Genomic DNA, 2698 nt, shown 5'->3' on the forward strand with positions numbered 1-2698 from the left:
GGGATGGACCACCAACAAAAAACTCAAACCCGCCCAACCACCCCCACCAACTCCCGCCCCAAACCTTCAGAAGCCATCATCATCGGCGCCCGCAACACATTCCGAATCAGCCCCTCGGCGGCAAGCCAGGCCTTCAAAGGCCCCGGATTCGTTTCAGCAAACAGCAACCGAATCACCGGCGCGAGCGCATGATGCAACCGCCGCGCGTCGTTCAACCGCTGCTCTTGCACCGCCCTTGCCATCTCGACAAACAGCTCCGTGCGGACATGCGCGGCAGCAATGATCGCCCCCACGCCGCCCGCACACAGCGTGCCGAACACCTGCGCATCCTCCCCCGCCAGCACCTGCAACCGCCCATCGGCAATCACGCGCTGCGTCTTGTCTGCATCGCCACCGCAATCCTTGATGCCATGGATGTTCGGGTGCGCCGCCAGCGCAAGCAGCGTTTCGGTGTCGATGTTCGCGCCGGTGCGATACGGAATGTCATACAGCAGCACCGGCACGGGCGAGGCGTCGGCCAATGCGGTGAAGTATTCGATGATCCCGTCCTGCGACGGGCGAATGTAGGAAGGCGCGGACACCAGGAACGCCGTGGGGCGGTGCTCGGCCAACCGCAGCATGCGCTCGCGCACCGGCGTCAATATGCTGCCGGGCAATCCCATCATCACCGGCAGGCCACCGGCGGCGGCACGTACCGTATCCAGTACGTCGGCCTGTTCCTGCTCGGAGAGCGCAATGGCCTCGCCTGTGCTGCTGCACGGAACAAAGCCGGCGACACCCAACGCGCGGTACCGGGCGACTAATGTATACAGCGCGCCGTAGTCGACGGACCGTGCCGCGTCATCGGCAAACGGCGTCACGATGGGCACCCAGATGCCCGCATACGACGGACGTTCATGGTTCGACAGATTGACGGATGAATTTTCAAGCACGACAACACTCCTGGACGAATCAACGACCGGTCAAAAAACGTCAGGAGAGCTTCGGGAATACAGGCCCGCGAGATGCGGGTGAGAGGCAACCGTGTCTAACGTGTCGGTCAACCGCTGTTCCGTCGCCCATCTGACGGAACAGCGCTCCGGTCAGACGAGCGGCTGTTTGGTGGCTTTTTTGGCGCGCGCGAGCGTCGACACGACCGACAGGCTGAATGCCGGTGCCGAGCAGATCGACGAGGAAAAGGAAATCGCGCGCATGGAAATTGTCAAAAAAGTCCCCATACCGTACTGATGTGTGACTGGAGCGTCAAGCGCATAAGCTAAAGTGCGCTGAAACGGCATGCGACGATGTCGGTCTCATGCCACATTCTTTTCAGATTCAGATCTAGAGGACTTCATGACCCCTGCCCTGACCTTCCGCTCGACGCGTTTTTCTGTGCTGCGCTGGCTTGCGCTGTCGCTGGCCGTGCTGGCTGCGCCGTTCCTGTCTGCATGCGGCTATAACGATTTCCAGGCAAAGGACGAAGCCACCAAGGCCGCCTGGGCAGAGGTGGTCAACCAATACCAGCGTCGTGCGGACCTGATTCCGAACCTGGTGAATACGGTCAAGGGCTATGCCTCGCACGAGAAGGAAACGCTGGAAGCGGTGACCAAGGCCCGCGCTGCAGCCACCAGCTTCCAGATCACGCCGGAGGTGCTGAACGATCCGGCGGCGTTCCAGAAATTCCAGCAGGTGCAGGGCGAGCTTTCGAGCGCGCTGTCGCGCCTGATGGCGGTGTCGGAGAACTATCCGCAACTCAAGGCTGACCAGTCGTTCCGCGATCTGCAATCGCAACTGGAAGGCACCGAGAACCGCATTACGGTGGCCCGCCAGCGTTACATCAAATCGGTGCAGGAGTACAACGTGCTGGCCCGTAGCTTCCCGACCAACCTGACCGCCAAGGTGATGGGCTACCAGGTCAAGCCGAACTTCACGGTCGAGAACGAGAAAGGTATTTCCACCGCCCCGGCGGTGAAGTTCTGACGAGCTGACGATCATGTCGATACGCGCGCGTGCCTGCTTCGCCTTCCTGCTGACTGCGGCCCTCTGGCTGGCCACTGCGCTGCCCGCGCGCGCGCAAAGCGACATGGTGGCCGTGCCGCCGCTGGCTGCGCGCGTGACCGACCTGACCGGCACGCTCAGCGCCGAGCAGAGGAGCGCGCTCGAACAGGTGCTGGCCGATTACGAACAGCAGCGCGGCAGTCAGATCTTCGTGCTGATGGTGCCGTCCACCGCGCCGGAACCCATCGAGGCGTACGGCATCCGCGTGGCCGATGCGTGGAAGGCCGGCCGCAAGGGCGTGGACGACGGCGCGATCATCCTCATTGCCAAGGACAACCCGGCGTCGCTGCGCAAGATGCGTATCGAGGTCGGGCGCGGGCTGGAAGGGGCGCTGACGGACGCGCAGTCCAAGCGTGTCCTGCAAGACGTGATGGCGCCGCACTTCCGCCAGGGCGATTTCTACGGCGGGCTGGCGGCGGGCATCTCGGCCATCCAGACCGTCATTGCGCAAGAGAGCCTGCCGCCGGCTGAGCGGGCGAAGCGGCAGCAATCCGGTGGCGGCATCGGCGATTGGCTGCCGGTGCTGTTTCCGCTGGCGATCATCGTGTTCTTCGTGCTGAGCGCGGCCATGCGCTCGGGCGGGCGCGTGACCGGCAGCCTGCCCGGCCGGCCCGGCTCGCGCGTGATGATGGGCAACCGCGGCTGGGGCCCGGGCACGATT

The 2698-nt window shown here is 63.7% G+C and carries 4 protein-coding genes; 3 read left to right on the plus strand and 1 reads right to left on the minus strand.

Annotated elements, in window-relative coordinates:
- Nucleotides 1–23: 23 nt before the first annotated feature.
- A complete protein-coding gene (dapA, locus tag ACCD03_RS25445; protein ID WP_325652518.1) occupies nt 24–932 on the minus strand; it encodes a 4-hydroxy-tetrahydrodipicolinate synthase in 909 nt (302 codons plus the stop codon).
- Nucleotides 933–1023: 91 nt separating this feature from the next.
- Between dapA and ACCD03_RS25450 the strand changes: the two genes are divergently transcribed.
- The 3 genes from ACCD03_RS25450 to ACCD03_RS25460 form a co-directional block, all read left to right on the plus strand.
- Complete coding sequence (locus ACCD03_RS25450) at nt 1024–1227, plus strand: hypothetical protein (protein WP_325652516.1); 204 nt, start codon at nt 1024–1026, stop codon at nt 1225–1227.
- A 105-nt stretch (nt 1228–1332) separates the two neighbouring features.
- Nucleotides 1333–1959: a LemA family protein gene (locus tag ACCD03_RS25455; RefSeq protein WP_045203566.1), complete on the plus strand. Its 627-nt coding sequence runs from the start codon at nt 1333–1335 to the stop codon at nt 1957–1959.
- Between the two features lie 13 nt (nt 1960–1972).
- The coding region (locus ACCD03_RS25460; protein WP_413413275.1) for a TPM domain-containing protein at nt 1973–2698 on the plus strand (726 nt) is incomplete at its 3' end.

This window comes from Ralstonia sp. Ralssp135, assembly GCF_047304345.1.
GTDB lineage: Bacteria > Pseudomonadota > Gammaproteobacteria > Burkholderiales > Burkholderiaceae > Ralstonia > Ralstonia chuxiongensis.